Raw genomic sequence first — 17,230 nt, forward strand, 5'->3', positions numbered from 1 at the left:
AGGACACGTGGATGAATTCTTTTTCGCTCCTGCTTAATAAATTACATGAATGGTTTGGCGATCAGCCCTTTTCGATCTGGTTCCAATTTTCGCGTGATCGACATTTTCGGCTTGTTTTCTCCTCTTTTCATGAAAACGCCACCACGAATATTCCCCCTCTGACAGTACCTCCCTGTGACAACGATGCTGTCCACATGCGTTATACCTATGCCCAACAGAAATACCGTTTTTTCTACGAAAACGAAGGACAAGCCGTCATTTGCCTTGCACATACAACAAACGAACCCATCATTCTTACCGCTGACCAATGGGAACTATTGTGGTTCGGCATTCGCCTGTTGATGGCAGAAGAAAAAATGACAGCCAAAGCAAAGGAAAGCAAGAAACTTTTTGAAGGAATTCGTTCCATATCTGCTACCCTCGACGTTCACCAAATCATCCGTGGCATCATTGGTAATGCACTGGCTGTTATTCCGGCTGCAGACGCAGGCCTCCTGCACTTGTACGATCCCACGATCGACCGATTGATTCCGAAAGAGGCCGTCGGTTTTCACGATACGGTGTTCAAGGATCTCAAAATGCGGGTGGGAGAATCCATCGCGGGCAAAGTGTTCGAAGACGGAATCCCACGCATGTACAGAACCAACCAAGAAACAGCCCATGCGATGAAGGATATCTCTGCTGACAACTTTCACTCTCTGAACCACGCCAAAGCATTGCGTGACTTGAATGGGTTGTTATGTGTTCCGATATCACGTGGAGAAAAGCGTATTGGTGTACTGGTCCTGCATCAGTTTCATCAGGAAAATGTGTTCACCGAGTACGACCTTGACCTCCTCCAAGGCTTCGCAGACCAAACTTCCATCGCCCTGCAAAATGCCGAGCTCTATGCTGAAGTCAAACAAGCGTATGACCACATGGCTGCCATGAGAGCTCAACTGCAAGCCAAGCACGATGATTTGATACAACGCAACCATATCCATGAATCTATCAAGCAGTTGTCCTTGCAAAATAAAGGGGCCGAAACAATCGTAAAAAACCTCAGCAAAATGACCGGACATTCCATCCATTTTGCCGACTGGCTTGAGCAAAAAATGTATCCTGAAAAGAGTATGATATTTTTTAGCTGGGATGAACTGTATACGTTGCTGAACAAAAGAAGACAGCCTGTTTCTGTCACCTTGTTCTCTCCCGCTTCGGGTGACGATCAACTATTTTGTTTGTATCCACTAATCAATGGGAGCATTTTTCTCGGATGTCTCATGATTCCCTTGGACGAACGCGGACTATCTGATCTCGCACGTATGACAGTCGAGCAAGGGAGTGCTGTGCTCATACTCGATTTGGTAAAAAAGCAATCGATCAGCTCCGTGCTGTACAAACGTGCACACGATCTTTTTCAAGAACTGATCGCAAGCAAAGGCAATGAACTGGTTGACCGCGCCCGTTCGATGGGGTTACAGCCGCAAGCAAAATACTACGTAGTTTATGCCCATCTGACGCAGTGCCAAGACCTGGCATTGCTAGAAGCAAACATTCACCGACTCATTACCCGTTGGAAATGGGAGTTTAGTAAAACACAGATGTTTGTCTATGGATTCCATAACCATGTCACCCTCCTCGTCCGGTCTTTCGGCTCTCGAGATGGAAAGGACATCCGGGAGAGGCTGCAACAAGCGTCCTATGAATGGGATCTTGGCAAAGAAGCATCGTTATCCATTGGTGTGGGAAGTTTGGCAAGCGGGATTGAGCAAATCAGCAAAAGCTACGAGGAAGCCAAGAAAGCCGCTCACTACCTGACCAACCGCAGCCGTTCTGGTGTGGTGCACTACAAAGACCTTGGTGTCAATCGCCTCATGCTGAACCAGAGTCAGGCCGATATTGATGCATTCATTCAAGATGTCTTTGCCCCTTTCTGGGAAGACCCGGAAAAATATGAGGAATGGGAACAGACAATCATAACTTATATGAAATGCAGTCAATCCCCTCAACTGACCGCCAAAGAGCTGCACATTCACGTCAATACGCTGTATCAGCGATTGCGCAAAGTTGAGGAGCTTCTTCATATTGATTTGCGAAATCCCGAAGACTTGCTGAAATTACAGCTCGCTTGTCATTTGCGACAGGAAGGATAAACTCAAATAGGCAGGAGTAGCTTCGGACGAGAAAAAGTCCTAGACTACCGCTGCCTTTTTTGTTAGCAAAGTCTGCTTACGTGTCCTTGAATATTTGTTTACCATAATTATCTTATGTAAATTTCTTTATTAAAGTGCCGAGGCTTTGATGAGAATAACACTTCAAATTATTTCAAAACTTTCTTTAATGCTTTTTGTAACGCTTCATTGAAAAAATACCAGTCATGATTGCCAGACCATTCTTCATATTCAATGTCAAAGTTAAGATTCCGCATTTCATTGCTGAATCTTACATTACTATCACGCAAAAAATCTTCAGTTCCACATGCGATATATATTTCAGGTCTGACTGACTGATCTTTGATCTTGTTAGCTAAGTCCAATATCTCATGCTCTTCACTCCACTCCAAGTCCCCTCCTAAAATCCCTTGAAAATCCTTGAGCATCTGTTCTCCATAAACCATTCTGAATTTTTCAATCTCTCCATGCTCATCTAAATCCTCCTTTAAAAACAAGCACGGTGATGAAAATGCACAACAATAACCATATTGCTCTGGTTTTGACAATGCACATTTCAAAGCTCCATATCCTCCCATTGAATCACCAATAATTATCGTATCCTCTCTTTCTGAAGATATGTTAAAGACACTTTTGCATATGATTGGCAATTCTTCGGAAATGTAACTAAAATATTTAAATCCAAATTTCATATCCGAACAAAAACTTCTGGAAATTTCCGGCATTACAAATATTGCATTATAGTCATTTGCGTAAACAGGCAACATCGTATAATTTGCCCAATCACCATTACTTCCGCAAAGACCGTGAAGCAGATATACCACTTGATAATTTTGCTCCATATTAAATTTGTTTGGAATAATAACCGTTATTCCGGTTTCCATTTCTAGCATACTAGAAAAAACACTACCCCTTACTATCATTTCTTTGCCTCCGTTTATTCTTCTGGATTACGATTTTTTAAATTACTTTAAAAAATTCTTTACCAAAATTTACCCCCAAGCATTTTATCTGTCAACGCATTATTGTAATTATTTGTTTTTTTTCATAACTTTTAACTGTTTCCTATTAAATTTCTCAATTCCAACACATAAAACCATTTCAAATAGTGGCTTGATATTCGGCTTCCGTCGCCTTTTTTGCTAGTGCGATGAAGGAAAAAGAAACGGCTTACCGTTCATATAGTTTTGGATGATCGGTATTGCATAGGGCTGTTCCTCTTTTAGCCCCTCGGTTTCCCTGGGGTCAGGAGCATGATGACTATAATTTTCGATCATGACCATCACCGTGAAGCTCTCGAGAGTAGGGAGCCAGTCGCCTTCTAGCTTCCGCAAACTCTCGTAAGCCTTTTACGACTAGCTCTCTTTGGGCAGGATATAGACCCAAAATGGTATGGGCGATATCATAAAGATAGTATCCAAACCTACATCTTCCAAAATCAATCGGCCGAGGATCTCCGTTGTGAAAAACGATGTTACCTTGGTGCAAATCGCCATGAATCATTCCATAGTGGCTGCTATTTTTGTCCAATTTTCCAAGACAAGTGAGTACCTTATCCGCTGCCAATTGATATAGCTCGAATTCTTCATCTGTCAGAAACCGATGGTAATGCTCTGTCAAACGAGTCATAGCGTGCTTGAAGCTATCCACTCCCCAGATCGGACGAGCCAATTCAGGGGTCAATTGGAAATGCTGAGATACTGTATGAAGCTTTGCTAATAAGACACCCTCTTTGTAAACTTGTTCTTCGGTCAGTTCTTTATCTGTATGCTCCCCTTTGACCCAACGCATGACGGATACGAAGACACATTCACCATTTGCGAGCTTGATGCTCACAGTCTTGGAACCATTGCGGCAATCTATTCCCGTTGGAATCTCGACCTCTATTTTTTCATGCAAATAACTGAGCCAAGCAAGCTCGGAATCTATTTCCTTTCTGTTCGTGGTCCCGTGAATGCGGAGTAAATAATTCCCATCCTTCTCCGTTTCAATGACAAACGTGCAAGTGTCGGACAGTTGGTTGAATCGAATGTGTTGCCAATCCAAGTCGTATTCGTGCATCGCTTTTTGTGCGATTTGCTGTGACTGGGCCACTACCTTCTCGATGTCATTTTCAGAATCCAAGTGAAACAACTTCGTCATGCGAATCCCTCCACCCAATAAATGGATCATACGCTTACATTCGTTTGATTTTCGCCATCCTCCTCTTTTCATTTTTTCGCTTGACTCCAACCTAAGGTCAGACTGCAAACTCGACTTCAGGAGGTAAATCGCCATGTTGTATACCGTTAATGATGTAGCTAAACTGTCTGGTACCACAATCAAGACTCTGTATCACTATCAAAAGATTGGTTTGCTGATGCCAGAAACCGTTTCAGAAAATGGGTACCGCTATTACGGTGAGAATGAACTCAAGCGGTTACAACAAATCTTGTTTTATCGTGAGCTTGATTTTTCGTTGGACAGCATTAAAGCTGCACTTGATCACGAGCCAGACAGACTTCGGTGTTTATGTGAGCAGCAAACGATGTTAAAGGCACGCCAGCTACGCTTGGAGCGCATCTTGAATACTCTCGAAGAAACGATTCGACACGAAAGGAAGCGAGGAAATATGTCCACAGCGAACATGTTTGATGGATTGAATGAAGAAGAATGGAAGCAGGCATTCACTCAACAAAATGAGCATTTGCAGAAAGCGTACGATTTTCAGTTGGATACAGAGAATCTCGACGTGGTTTCCCTGAATGAAAAAGCTGAAGAAGCGAAGGCTTTCATGACGTTTATGGCAGAGGCGTTGAAAAACAACAAAAGTGTCGACGACGAAGCTGTTGTTTCTGCGATTGAAAACCATCTTGCTTTTTTACAAAAAGACCATCCGATTGATGCGAGAGCATTTGCCGAGCAGGCAAGATTTTTCCTATCAGATGAGTTCCACCGCGCGATGTTGGAAGAACAGCAAACGGGATTAAGCTACTACATTTGCATTGCTGCCGAAAATTACGCTTCCAAGTAAAGTGTAGTTAAACGATCGTTTAACAGTGAAACCGGGTGAGCTGCAACTCCCCGGTTCATTGTTTCCATTCCTATCTGATGCCTTAGATTACCGCCCCGCTAATATGCTCCTTGATCAGTGTCCATCGATCACGAGAATTCGGCATGAATGCTGAAGCAATGGCTACGACGAGGTTTTTTTCTGGGATACAACAGATAACATTACCGCCATCGCCCAGTGCAGCATATGAAAAAACACCGTCCTCTTCACGCAACCACCATAAATAGCCGTATTGATTGGGATTCATCGCGGTTGATTCATCTATCCAAGCCTCTGGAATGATCTGATGATTGTCCCAACAGCCGCGATTCAGATAGAGCAAGCCAATACGTGCCATATCACGGGGAGTTAACGTGAGCCCCCATCCTCCTGTGGAGTTGTTGTCAGGATCCTTTACCCACCCTCTCACATCATTCCCGAATAAATCTTCAAACCCAAACGCTTTCATATCATGATCAGGGATTTCTTCTATGCCGATGGGTTTAAACAAGTGTTCGTTGGCAAATTCTCTGGCACTTTTACCTGTGCTGCGTGTAAGGATGGCTGAAAGCAGATGCGCTCCAGCGGTCGAGTACTTAAACGCTCCAATCTCTCCCTTTTGCCCGAGCATATCCAGGGTATATGTTACCCAATCGGACTGCATACACATCTTGTCCAGTGGTTCGTGCCAGTCCTCAAAAGGATAGGGGGCTGTCATCGTGAGGAGATGGCGTATGGAGATTGCTTGTTTTTGTGTATCGGTATGATTGGGTGCATAGTCTGGGAAAAAATCCAGCACCTTTTGGTCGACATTTTTGATAAACCGCTCCTCTATAGCAATACCAATGAGAGCGGATAGAATACTTTTCGTTACAGACGCTACATGGTGCCTATCTTTCGGTTCATAGCCATGAAAATAGCTTTCATAGACGAGATAACCATTTCTCACAACAACGATTCCTTTTATGTTGCTGTACGAGGCTTTAATGATAGGGTCTAGCTCTGCTAGTTTTTCAGCGTCTATGTTCAACACGGCCGGGTCTCCTGCTTGCCATTCTGTAGTAGGCCAATCGCTTCTTTGCATGATAATTCCCTCCTATGCAAGAGAATGTCAATTTTTTCTGACTGGAAAATACACTTCTGTAACAACACTGGCATGATCGGGTGCGGTTACATAGACTTCGTAAGGTGATCTCACCAATTCATAGCCTTCATTTTCTACCCATTCCCTCAACCTGGCATATACCGATGTCAATTCTGAGTAAGGACCCTGACAGACAGACTTTGCACAAAGTCCCCCTGAAAAATCCCTTGTTCCCTTTACAGCCTCCGCGACCGGGAGCGCAAACTCTGTATCGTTTCCGGCGGGATTGTATTCAGGGCTGTGATAAATCGTCATTGGTGTACCGAGCAAGTTAAGCTTTTCAGTCGCAACCCTTTCATACAGCTTACTAAAGTACTTTCCATATCCTGTTGCATAATCAGCACTCGTCAGCATCTGGCGTAACGAGAGAATATGGATTGGCTGGGTCTCCACAAGCTGTACTTCTATGTTGTCAAGGTATGCCATCATGGGGATCCCCTGCGCCATTTTCAAAAGATCATGGTTCAGTTGTTTTATGGTATAGTCCAAAGCGTTTCGTTTTTCATACATTTCCTTTTGTTTGCGAAGAAGAGCGGAGACAAGCTTTTCTTCCGATTGATCATCTTCCATTTCCAGAATGGCTTTGATTTCGTCCAGCGAAAAATGGTACGATTTCAAACGGTTGATGAAGAGCATCTTTGTCAGTTGCTTGATAGAATAATACCGATAGCCATTTTCAGGATTAATCTCGTCTGGGTTCATTAGTCCAATTTCGGCATAATAACGAAGCGTTTTCGTTGACACTCCGCATATCTTTGAGAACTCTCCGATTGCTAGCACAGGCTCACCTCCATTGCTCAATCTGTATCGATATTCTACTTATACCCCTTCCCCTTAGGGCAAAGTCAACTGCAAGAGCCGTTCTCCGGCAACCTGCTCGAATCTGACTTTGTTCTCAAACTGCTAGCACCTGCTAAGCAATGATTGTACAATGATCTAGTGAATCGTAAATGCTAAATAAAACCAGGAGGTTCTGAAAATGACGGAGCAATATGTATTCCGTTAAGTCCGTGGTCCCCCTAATATCTCTATTCTCACCCTATAAAAATAGAGGAGGACGAATATGGATATTTTCATTAGGGAACTGCGTGCTGGGGACGATGATTGTGGTTCAAACATTGATGGGAGCTTTATCGTAGACTCTACCCTTGTCTTACAACTTATGGGACAGCGAATCGGATATACGGTGAAGGAGGTCCCTCTTAGGAATAAAAGCTACGATGATGAACAGCTTGAGGAAGATACTGTTGAGGATTATTCGAACTATATCGGCAATCCCCATCAAATCATTTATGTAGCGCTCGTGAATAATCAAGTTGTGGGTCAAATTGTTTTGAAAAGAAATTGGAACAAATTTGCCTATGTGGAAGATATTAAAGTTGATAAGCAATATAGAGGATACGGTCTCGGTAAAAAACTAATCGAACAGGCTATACGCTGGACGAAGGATGGCGGGATGACGGGAATCATGCTGGAGACACAAAGTAATAATGTCCGCGCATGTAAATTCTACGAAAGTTGTGGTTTTGTCATCGGAGGTTTCGATTCCTACGTCTACAGGGGGCTTGACAAAGATAGTGATGAGGTAGCAATTTACTGGTATCTCATGCTTGATTAAAAAGTAATCCTCCGCACTTTTCAACTATCGGAATGATCGTTCAATGAATCGCGGTAGACAAGGACTTTATTTCTGGTCCATGGCTACCGCTATTTTGATTGGTAAGGGTAGATGGTAAGATTGACTGCACTTTCTGTACAATTCATCGACGAGGTAAAGTTTGATTTGCAACTGTTCTTTCCCTATTTATTGGCAACGAATGCACAAATAATAGTCTTGTAGCGAAGTTTGCTAGATAAATAGAAAAAAGAGATAGGAGTTCGCTTTTTATGTCACGATCCGATACACGTAATCGCTTCATTATCATTGCAATGGCACTGGGCTTACTGATGTCTTCCCTCGACAATACCATCACTTCGGCGGCTATTAGTCACATTATTAAAGATATCGGTGGCTTTGAAAGCATGAGCTGGGTTTTCACCTCATACGTCTTAGCCGCGACCAGTACGATGCTCATCTTCGGGAAAATGTCCGATCTTTTTGGGCGCAAGTTGTTTTACTTACTAGGGATTACGATTTTTCTCATTGGCTCGGCACTGTGTGGGGTTGCCCAAAGCATCGAACAGCTAATTGCTTTTCGTGCCCTTCAAGGAATTGGTTCAGGGGCGCTCTTTCCGATTACTTTCACAATCCTGTTTACGCTATCCTCTGATCCGAAATATACGGCACGAATCTCTGGCGTGTTTGCCGGAATCTTTGGCCTCTCCTCTATCGCCGGCCCTCAAGTCGGGACCTTGCTCTCTGATTACCTGGGGTGGCGTTGGTGCTTTTATGTCAATGTTCCGATCGGTTTGTTGTCTCTCTTAACGCTTCTGTTTTCCCTGAAAGAATCCCGTTCTCATACAAAGCCGAAGATTGACTATTGGGGTACCGTTACATTAATCGTCGCTTCTGTAGCTGTCATGCTGGCACTTGAATGGGGAGGAAAAGAATATGAGTGGTCTTCGTGGCAAATCATCTCACTGTTTGCACTGGCCGGAATAGTGGGGATCGCTTTTATTATGGTAGAACGTCATGCACAGGAACCGATCCTTCCTTTCCAGATTTTCCAAAACCGAATGGTGGTCGCGACTTGTATCGCCTGTCTTTCTCAAGGTGCCATCATGTTTGCTGCTATTACTTATTTGCCTATTTTCGCTGTGGCCGTACTTGGATATCCGAACTCCAATAGTGTTTTGACCCCGTTGATGCTCTCTTTGACGGGAGGTGCCGTGGTATTCGGAATGTTGCAAACAAAATTTTCCTTTCGATCTCTCATGGCGTTCTCTATGCTCGCTTGTGTAGTTAGTTCTATTTTTCTTATGTACGTTTCAACTGGCATTTCCTTCTTTTTCTTAACACTCTTGATGATTCTTTTCGGGTTTGCTGCAATCGGGCCGTTAATGAGCGTTGCACAAAACGCGATCGTGCATTCGGTTGATAAAAAATATATCGGTATTTCTTCCTCGATCGTTGGTTTTTGTCGAAACATGGGAGGCGTACTCGGCGCATCGATCACGGCTGCTGTTGTGAACCAAAATTATGCGAGTATCGTATCCACAGGGGCGTCATTACATGGCATTTCCTTGGAGAAAGTAGCTGATCTGCTTAATCCTGAAGTTCTCATGCGTGAGCCTTTAACAATTGAGCCGAGTGTTCATTCTTTTCTGAGTCACTCTCTAGGAAGCGCCATCAATCATGGTTATACCGTGGGATTGATTTTCGCCGTTATTGGTTTCTTTTCTGTACTATACGCAGGCCCCGGCAAGCTTGAGCGCCAGCAAAAGAGTGTCGAATCATAAAGATCCAAGGGTTTCTTGCTCGCATCGCTTCCCAAAAATGGCAGCATGATGTATGGTGAAGTATATGCATTTGCAAACTATACTTCCTAAAGGAGAGTGTACTTCGTGCGTGAAACCTGTGTTCCGACTGGTGTGGAGCTGAAAGACACTGGCTTTGGATATACATTGTCTCTAATAGGCGGTAAATATAAAATGATCATTTTGTATTGGCTAGCTGAAAAGAAGGTAATGCGGCATAATGAGCTAAAGCGAAGTATCGGTACCATTTCTTTTAAAACGCTAAGCTTGATGTTAAAAGAGCTGGAGGCAGATGACTTGATCATCCGCAAGGAATTTCCCCAAGTCCCTCCCAAAGTGGAATATTCCTTAACAGAACGTGGGCTTTCTCTGATTCCCTTATTAAATATGATGTGCGACTGGGGAGAGAAAAACAGCGTGCCCCCTCGGGAGGAAGTAAGGCAGCAAGCATAGATTGTTTCTAACAGGAAAAGAAGTATCTCCCGAACGAGGAAATACTTCTTTTTTCTTTCCGACTTCTTACAGGTTATCAATGAATTTCAAATAATCTTGCGCGCTCTTGTCCAATACGCTGCCGGTCGGTTCAAGCTCTTGACCAGGTACATTTTCCCCGGACTCTGTCTCCGTACCATAATACGCAAAGAATGAACGATAATCCGCTTGGCAGTAGCGGAAGGTTGTTTCAAAAGGGGTCAATATTTGCGCAAGTGTATATCGATACCTTCCCTCTTCCTGATAATCCTCTTTCCTTATTCCCGCAGATACGGCTAATGCAGCTTTGCGATTCTTTAATTTATCGCCTCCTTTTGAACCGTACGCCCACCCATATGCAAAAACATCGTCAAGCCATTTTTTCAGGAGAGGCGGACAATTAAACCAGTAAACCGGGAACTGTAAAACAAGATTCCCATGCGATTCAATCAATTGCTGTTCTTTTTCCACATCAATGTTTCCATCTGGGTATGCCTTATGCAATTCGTGTACGGTATACTTTTCTGGATATTTTTTGAGTTCTTCTACCCATCGCTTGTTGATGACGGATGTTTCGATGCTTGGATGTGTGACAATTACAAGGGTTTTCAAAGTAAGTTCCTCCTTGAAGTTTGTTGTTTTATGAGTATAAAATGCTCTCTGCAAATTTGTAAGTATGCACATTTTGTTCAGTTACTTACATAAAGGTGAGTGTAAAGAACAGAAAAAAGCCTCCCCGCGACCTAATGCATCTAGGTTCGTATCGTTGGGAAGCCTCTTTGCCAATGTTTTATATGAGCTTTTTCTCCATATACAGCGTGCCTTCAATCGGATTGAAACGATAGGGCTCAATTGGATAGAATCCCAACGAGCGGTATAGCTGAATTGCTTGTTCCATCGTAGGAAGCGTATCTAAACGGATGAAGGAATAGCCTCGTAATTTCGCATCGTCCATGATCGCCAAGGCTAATTTTTTCCCAACGCCCCTTCCTTTCCATTCAGGTTTCACATACAACCTCTTCATTTCGCAAACTTGTTCATCTATTTTTCGTAAGGCAACACATCCTGCTGGCTGTTCATCATCTAACGCCAACAAAATACAACCGTCTGGGGGTGCGTATTCGCCCGGTATATTTTGCAATTCGGTCGCAATATTTTGAAAGCTCAAATCAACTCCTAATGAATCTACGTACTCCATGAAAAGTTCACGTGCTTGTTCGTATTGATTTCCTTCTGTTGCATGAATCAAACGCAGCAATCCAAACACCTCCACATCCCGTCATACGATCATTTAAGAGGTGCGCAACGAGCGACGCAAGATTTTCCCTGTAGTGTTTTTGGGAAGCTCTGCTACGAATTCGACCTGACGAGGAACTTTGTATTTCGCCAGCTTGTCACGACAAAATGCCATAATATCCTCTTGAGAAACCGCTATTTCCTTCAAAGCCACAAATGCCTTGACTGCTTCACCATGCACCTCGTCAGGAATCCCGATCACAGCCGCCTCGATAACCGCAGGGTGCTGATAAAGCACTTCTTCTACCTCACGCGGATACACGTTATAGCCGTCAACGAGAATCATGTCTTTTTTGCGGTCAACGATGTACACATATCCTTCTTCATCCATACGCGCCATGTCTCCCGTATACAACCAACCATCTCGAAGCGCCGCTGCCGTATCATCTGGCAAACCAAGGTACCCTATCATAACGTTCGGCCCTTGCACCACCAGCTCGCCCACTTCTCCACGTGCCACTTCGTTTCCTTCCGGATCGACGACCTTGTTCTTCACAAGCGGGATATCGACTCCTACCGATCCTGGCTTTCTGGTCCCGTGCAGTGGGTTAAATGTTGTAGCTGGTGCTGCCTCGGACAAACCGTAGCCCTCCAGTACCTTGGCATCGTATTTCGCTTCGAACTTGTGCAGGAGCTCTACGGGCATGGATGCACCTCCCGAACAGTATATCCGTATGGAGGAGAAATCTTCTTTTGTCGCAGTCGGCACCTGTAGCAGATAGTTGTACATGGTCGGAACCCCTGCAAAACATGTGGCCTTTTGCTCACGAATCGTTTGAAGGACGTCTACTGGATGAAATTTTGGCACGATAATGATGGCTGCTCCCGTGCGGATCGGGCCATTCATGCACACCGTCATGCAGAAGACATGAAACATCGGGAGTACCGCGACCATGCGATCTTCTGGCACCAACTCGAACAATATCCCCATCGCATCCGCATTCGATGCCATATTACGGTGGGAGAGCATCGCTCCTTTTGGCTGGCCAGTCGTGCCTGATGTATACAGAATTACAGCGAGGTCATCTTCGTTTCGTTCCGGCTCCGCGTATCCTTCCTCTGACTCTTGCCCTTCCTGTACAAGCTGATCGATCGTTATTTCATTTTCAATTGTTTCCGTGTAGATGAGAAGCTGCAAATCTTCTATTTGGTCCTTCATCGGGGTTAGTACCGGCTGCAATGTGGATAAGGCAATAGCTGCCTTTGCTTTACTATTTGATAGAATGAAGCTAATTTCGCGAGCCGTATAGATGGGGTTCATGGGAACAACAACAGCTCCTACGCGGAGTATCGCATAGTAAGCGCTAACAAAATGCGGCCGATTATCCATGAGCAGAGCGACAGCATCCCCTTTTCCAATCCCGTGCTGGGCAAGTCCTGCTGCGAGATGTTCGACCTGCTGATTGAATTGTGCATACGTCGTCGTTTCTCCCATAAAGACAATGGCTGGACGATCCGCAAACTGTTTCGCGCTCTGCATGAGACCTTCACTCAAATGATACATCACACACCTACCCCCTTTTCAGAAAATTTTAACATCTGGAACCAAGCCTATAAAGTATTACTTTTAGGAAACATGAGGGATTGGCGGTGCTGATTGATTGACTTGTTCATTACGCTTCACAAATAGCAGGAAAAGCACGCCGCAAATGATAAAGAGCAACCCGTTGACGATCATGGCGTTGCCAAAACCAGTGCCAATATCGCCAGCAGACTGAACGATAGAGCCTGTTACCAGCGGCGAGATGATCCCTGCCAACGTAACCAGGCTGGACAACACGCCTACCAAAAGTCCCGTGCGTTCTGGCAACAAGCTGCTGACAATGACTGAGGCAGCTGTTCCAACAGAAAAAGCAAACCCTTTTCCTAGGCACAGAAAGATCAAAACAAGTACCGTAGATTGAAAAAGAGTAACACTGTAAAAGCACAGTCCCCCTAGTATAATCGAAACACCTCCAACCAGAACGTATGATTTGCGATAGCTGCGATGCTTTTTAAAGAAACGATCACCAATGGAAGAAATCAGTATGGTCATCAGTCCAGCTAAAAGTCCCGTGCCAGCAATCGCATAGGCCATTTCCTGATTCGTAAACTGGAAGACCTTGACGAGATAGACAGGCTCCCATACGGATGCGAAGGTCGTCCCCCATATTTGAGCAAAATAGATTAAAAAACAGAATAGAAACGTGGATGAGAGCAAGACACCGGATATATCCGACCATTTCGCTTTTGGCAAGGTCGGAGGTTCGACTTTTGCAGGTGCGACGCTGACAAGTGGTTTTTCTTTTCCGATCCACAGCCAGACCAAGAGCCACATCAGACTGAGTGCGCCCATAAACGCCCAGGAAAATCTCCATCCATAGCTATCAATCAGCGCGACGATCACCGGTGCGGAAGCAACCGCACCGACGAAAGCACCGAAGTTCACGGTGGAATAAACCAATCCACGCTTTTCTTCGGGAAACCATTTGTTTAAATGGCTGACAACTGTTGCCCAAAACGGCCCTTCGCCTATTCCAAGCAATACCCGCGCTACGACAAGCATCGGCAAACCCGCGATCGCATAAGCGCCGAATTGGATGACAGTCCAGGAAAGTGCCATGATCGCCAGCATTTTTTTCGTCCCGATGCGATCCGACAATGCCGCGCCTACAATCCCGGCTATGGAGAAAAACCAGAAGAAACTGCTTCCAACAAGTCCCCAGTCTTTTTCGTTCAATGAAAATTCAGTCATGATCGGCACGGCAGAATATCCCGCAATCGTTTTATCCGCATAATTGATCATATATAGCAAAAACAGCATAATCATTGTTATTCTGACCATCATGTGAATCACTCCGTTTGTGCAGGAAATAGACTACCGCTGTTTCCCGCTATTTTGTAAGTCTCACGCGCCCAATTCCATCCGTGATCTCAATCACTGTGCCATATGGTTCACTCAACGCTTTAAGCCCCTCTAAGATGGAAGTATCCCCGCTTAATTTCGGCCACCCCATACGATGTACAGGCAGATCAAAACCTAGTTCAATCGGATGCAGCTCCAGTTCGAGAAGTTCACCATCTTGCATTTTCCACAAGGGAATAACCGACTCCCACACTTCTTTGTGCACACAGAGTCCGCGTGTGTAGTTGGCACTCATCGCTTCCAACGCATCTGCCACATTATGGGTGTGGTCTAAACCATAGTGCTCGTAGAAATCTGCGGGCTGACTCGTAACGGCTTCTGTCTGAAAAATAAAATCTCCCAGGCTGTAAAAGATCGGTCGGTTGTTGTAGATTTCAATGCCTCGCAATAAATGGGGGCCATGTCCCACCACTGCGTGTGCACCCGCATCGATGCACGCTTTTGCGAATACAGGCAAGAAATCAGCCGCAACCTCTTTCGCTTCCCCCTTCATCTCATGAGCGTGAATACTCACGATGACGTAATCAGCCCGCCTGTTTGCCTGCTCAATCGTTTTGACGATTCGGTTCAGATCGCGCGGATGCGGCTGGGTAGTCGTCCCTTCTTCGTCGCTTACCATGAAACGTGCATTTCCGAAGAGAAAGATCTCCTTGCCCGGATCGTTCATGAAGCCTTCCTCGATGAGAAGCTTGTTAAAGGCGTTAATGTCCGTCGACTCCGCAATGGCTTGCAGATCAGCGAGCTTTTCTTCCGTAATGTGGTGTGTCATGACATAGCGCATCGGATTGATACCTGGTCTCCCGATACTATCCGAACGCTGATCTCCGGCCGCCCACCATGGATGAAAAGTCGATGTCGCAGCGATCAGGGCTACCCGGGCGCCTTCGCATTCAAGATAACGCGGAGCTCCAGCTTCAGCGAGATTTTTGCCTGCGCCAGCATGGACAAAGCCATACTCATTGAGATATCGTTCTGTTGCTTCTAGTCCCCCATACAAATAATCGAGCGTATGGTTATTCGCCCAGCCAATCATGTTAAAGCCATAATCTTTCATGACTTGCAAAACGGAAGGTGGTGACATTGCCCACGTGCCTCCACTTTGTGCGCTGGGATAGCCCTCATTATCGTGTACGGTCGTCTCCAGATTCGCAATGCGTACGTCCGCACGGTGCAGCAAGCTGGTTATCTCTTCAAAAGCTTGGTCCCTGTATGGAAGATTGCGAGTAATGAAGCTGTCGCCAGTCGCTGTGAACCAAATCGGCTTGGTCATTGGCAGGATTCCCCTTTCCCTTTTCTCCTTTTTTCTGCTTTCAAAAGATCGAGAAGTCTTCCTCTTCCTCTCCGACAAACGAGTATAGCTTCGAACTGATTTCATCATAGTGCTGCAATCGTTTCTGGACATTTTCCGCGTCATGGAGCATGACGCCTTTGATTAGAACATTTAGCATGGAAAATAGTGTGGGCATACCGCTAGTGGCAACGGGTTGGGGTGTGGTGATTTTCAGAAGATAATCTGCGACTTGGCTAATGGGGGAGAACTCGCCTTCCGTAATCGCCAAAATCTTCGCTCCCAGCTCTTTTGCTGAATGGACCATTGCGACCGTCTCGCCAGGATGACGAGGAAATGAAATCGCAATGACTAGCCATTCTTGATCCCGTTCGGTGAGAAAATAATCTGCGTTATCAACGGCTCCCGTATACAGATGTGTGTTTCCTTTGATCGCATTCAACGCCTGGAACAACCATTTTGCAGGAATATGGCACCAGCGAAACCCTACCACTACGATTCGGTTTGCCTGTACGATGCTTTTAACCACCTCCTGGAGCAACGTGTAATCAATTTGCTGCAAGCCTTGTTGGAGATACGCAATATCTCTTTCCATCACTTGATGAGCGTAATTGCTCAGATCCAGCGTAACCTCCGTGTCTCGATATTTCTGAATCGGCCCCTTCCTTTGGTCTCCTATCAATAGAGACTTTTTGATTTCTTCCTGAAGCTCTGTGTATCCGGAGTAACCCAATGCATAACAAAAGCGAATGACGGTCGCTTCACTGGTATTCGTAAACTCCGCGATTTTTTTGGCGGTATGGATCGCAAGTAAGCTTGGCTTTTCAATCGCGATCTTACAGATGATTTTTTGGCTTGCTGTCAGCTTTCCATACTGCTTCCGAATCCGTTCTTTTACGAGTTGTGCCATGCCTGAAGCTCCTTTATCATGTTGATTTGTTTTAATTTTGAGAATAGTATATCTCTTGCAATAATCCACTTCAATACTTCTTGGAAAATGTAGTTTATGCTTCATTTTGGTGGATAACGAAAAGGAGCCTCCGTAGTCGGATGCCCCCTTCTCTTCTCTTTATCGTTCCGTACTGAGACATTCATTTGGAATCCATCCGCATTCCCCGGTGCTCTCTAATTCACACCAGCTCCAGCCATTCAACTCATGCATAAAGACTACGCGATCACCAGCGTCCACATTTAGCTCTTTTGCCGTATAAGTGGTGGTCAAAATCCCAATCTCCCCATCTTTTTCAATGATTTGCTCAGGTACCCAGCCCTCCAACTGTTGTTCATCCAAGGTGTAGCAATACCGCCAATTTTGCCAATTTTCCGGTCCATCATACAACTTGCCTATTCTAACTCTTTGCCCTTCTACAAGCGTGATCGGATTCGGATAATTGGAGCGATGATTTTTGATTACGACCTCATTTTTCTTCATCACGTGGAACACCTCACAAGAATAGGAACATATATTCTTATTATATCTGAACTCATGTCTCATGGATATTTTTTTGCGTGGTTGCCGACTTTC

At 44.9% G+C, this 17,230-nt stretch carries 16 protein-coding genes; 5 read left to right on the forward strand and 11 right to left on the reverse strand.

Annotation, left to right across the window (positions count from 1 at the left end; translation table 11 throughout):
- Window positions 1-194 precede the first annotated feature (194 nt).
- Complete coding sequence (locus M3630_RS01885; protein ID WP_229088074.1) at window positions 195-2,135, forward strand: helix-turn-helix domain-containing protein; 1,941 nt, start codon at window positions 195-197, stop codon at window positions 2,133-2,135.
- 167 nt (window positions 2,136-2,302) lie between these two features.
- Here the strand turns inward: M3630_RS01885 and M3630_RS01890 are convergent, their stop codons facing one another.
- On the reverse strand, window positions 2,303-3,076 hold the full coding sequence (locus M3630_RS01890) for an alpha/beta hydrolase (protein WP_232772966.1): 774 nt from the start codon (window positions 3,074-3,076) through the stop codon (window positions 2,303-2,305).
- A gap of 337 nt (window positions 3,077-3,413) precedes the next feature.
- Window positions 3,414-4,295, reverse strand: a complete 882-nt coding sequence (locus M3630_RS01895; RefSeq protein ID WP_251251036.1) for a phosphotransferase enzyme family protein — start codon at window positions 4,293-4,295, stop codon at window positions 3,414-3,416.
- Window positions 4,296-4,428: 133 nt separating this feature from the next.
- On the opposite strand from M3630_RS01895, the gene M3630_RS01900 reads away from it, so the two are divergent.
- Window positions 4,429-5,166: a MerR family transcriptional regulator gene (locus M3630_RS01900; RefSeq protein ID WP_251251037.1), complete on the forward strand. Its 738-nt coding sequence runs from the start codon at window positions 4,429-4,431 to the stop codon at window positions 5,164-5,166.
- An 82-nt stretch (window positions 5,167-5,248) separates the two neighbouring features.
- Here M3630_RS01900 and M3630_RS01905 read toward each other — a convergent pair whose 3' ends face one another.
- Together M3630_RS01905 and M3630_RS01910 are read right to left on the reverse strand one after the other, a co-directional pair.
- A complete protein-coding gene (locus tag M3630_RS01905) occupies window positions 5,249-6,268 on the reverse strand; it encodes a serine hydrolase domain-containing protein (RefSeq protein WP_251251038.1) in 1,020 nt (339 codons plus the stop codon).
- 27 nt (window positions 6,269-6,295) lie between these two features.
- Window positions 6,296-7,108 (reverse strand): MerR family transcriptional regulator, encoded by an 813-nt coding sequence (locus M3630_RS01910; protein ID WP_251251039.1) that lies wholly within the window; start codon window positions 7,106-7,108, stop codon window positions 6,296-6,298.
- A 283-nt stretch (window positions 7,109-7,391) separates the two neighbouring features.
- On the opposite strand from M3630_RS01910, the gene M3630_RS01915 reads away from it, so the two are divergent.
- The 3 genes from M3630_RS01915 (at window position 7,392) to M3630_RS01925 (ending at window position 10,198) form a co-directional block, all read left to right on the forward strand.
- Window positions 7,392-7,946: a GNAT family N-acetyltransferase gene (locus M3630_RS01915; protein ID WP_173607755.1), complete on the forward strand. Its 555-nt coding sequence runs from the start codon at window positions 7,392-7,394 to the stop codon at window positions 7,944-7,946.
- Window positions 7,947-8,215: 269 nt separating this feature from the next.
- Window positions 8,216-9,727 carry an MFS transporter gene (locus M3630_RS01920; RefSeq protein ID WP_251251040.1) on the forward strand — a complete coding sequence of 504 codons (1,512 nt, stop codon included), beginning with the start codon at window positions 8,216-8,218 and terminating at the stop codon, window positions 9,725-9,727.
- Between the two features lie 105 nt (window positions 9,728-9,832).
- A complete protein-coding gene (locus tag M3630_RS01925) occupies window positions 9,833-10,198 on the forward strand; it encodes a winged helix-turn-helix transcriptional regulator (protein WP_232772970.1) in 366 nt (121 codons plus the stop codon).
- A gap of 66 nt (window positions 10,199-10,264) precedes the next feature.
- Here M3630_RS01925 and M3630_RS01930 read toward each other — a convergent pair whose 3' ends face one another.
- The 7 genes from M3630_RS01930 to M3630_RS01960 form a co-directional block, all read right to left on the reverse strand.
- A complete protein-coding gene (locus M3630_RS01930; protein WP_251251041.1) occupies window positions 10,265-10,828 on the reverse strand; it encodes an NAD(P)H-dependent oxidoreductase in 564 nt (187 codons plus the stop codon).
- A gap of 178 nt (window positions 10,829-11,006) precedes the next feature.
- The gene (locus M3630_RS01935; RefSeq protein ID WP_251251042.1) at window positions 11,007-11,483 is read right to left on the reverse strand and encodes a GNAT family N-acetyltransferase; all 477 of its coding nucleotides are present in this window, start codon (window positions 11,481-11,483) and stop codon (window positions 11,007-11,009) included.
- 24 nt (window positions 11,484-11,507) lie between these two features.
- Window positions 11,508-13,016 carry a fatty acid--CoA ligase family protein gene (locus tag M3630_RS01940; RefSeq protein ID WP_251251314.1) on the reverse strand — a complete coding sequence of 503 codons (1,509 nt, stop codon included), beginning with the start codon at window positions 13,014-13,016 and terminating at the stop codon, window positions 11,508-11,510.
- A 63-nt stretch (window positions 13,017-13,079) separates the two neighbouring features.
- Window positions 13,080-14,339, reverse strand: coding sequence for an MFS transporter (locus tag M3630_RS01945; protein ID WP_251251043.1), 1,260 nt, complete (start codon window positions 14,337-14,339; stop codon window positions 13,080-13,082).
- A 46-nt stretch (window positions 14,340-14,385) separates the two neighbouring features.
- On the reverse strand, window positions 14,386-15,687 hold the full coding sequence (locus M3630_RS01950; protein ID WP_251251044.1) for a CapA family protein: 1,302 nt from the start codon (window positions 15,685-15,687) through the stop codon (window positions 14,386-14,388).
- A gap of 40 nt (window positions 15,688-15,727) precedes the next feature.
- On the reverse strand, window positions 15,728-16,615 hold the full coding sequence (locus M3630_RS01955) for a MurR/RpiR family transcriptional regulator (RefSeq protein ID WP_251251045.1): 888 nt from the start codon (window positions 16,613-16,615) through the stop codon (window positions 15,728-15,730).
- 159 nt (window positions 16,616-16,774) lie between these two features.
- Window positions 16,775-17,137, reverse strand: coding sequence for an SH3 domain-containing protein (locus M3630_RS01960; protein WP_251251046.1), 363 nt, complete (start codon window positions 17,135-17,137; stop codon window positions 16,775-16,777).
- Window positions 17,138-17,230 lie beyond the last annotated feature (93 nt).

The organism is Brevibacillus sp. MER 51 (genome assembly GCF_023714195.1).
GTDB lineage: Bacteria > Bacillota > Bacilli > Brevibacillales > Brevibacillaceae > Brevibacillus.